Origin of the sequence: Faecalibacterium sp. AF27-11BH (assembly GCF_003603005.1) — a bacterium.
Lineage (GTDB): Bacteria > Bacillota > Clostridia > Oscillospirales > Ruminococcaceae > Faecalibacterium > Faecalibacterium taiwanense.
Map to the genome: position 1 here is coordinate 1 of NZ_QVGS01000024.1, position 422 is coordinate 422.

Genomic DNA, 422 nt, shown 5'->3' on the forward strand with positions numbered 1-422 from the left:
CAGCGCATCTTGGAGAACATCGAGGAATATGTCACCTCCGGCCTGTCCAAAAAGGTCACCAACATTCTGGAGACCATCAAGCTGCTGGCCTTTTCCGACCCGTTCCCCATCGAGCAGGACTGCATCCATCTCCAGAACGGCGTGTACCATCTGCCGGACGGCTCTTTTCAGGAGAGCCGCCTGTTCTGCCAGAACCGCTTACCTGTGAGATATGACCCGAAAGCCGCCAACCCGGAACGCTGGCTGACCTTTCTGCACGAGCTGCTGGACGATGCCGACATCCCCACCTTGCAGGAGTATCTGGGCTACTGCCTGATTCCCAGCACCAAAGGGCAGAAGATGATGCTCATTGTCGGCAAGGGCGGCGAGGGCAAGTCCCGCATCGGGCTGGTGCTCAAGCGGCTCATGGGAGATGCCGCCAG

1 pseudogene is annotated in these 422 nt (G+C 59.0%); it reads left to right on the forward strand.

Features of this window, described 5'->3' with window-relative positions:
- Window positions 1–422, forward strand: a pseudogene (locus DWY76_RS14440) (DNA primase); the annotation flags it as partial.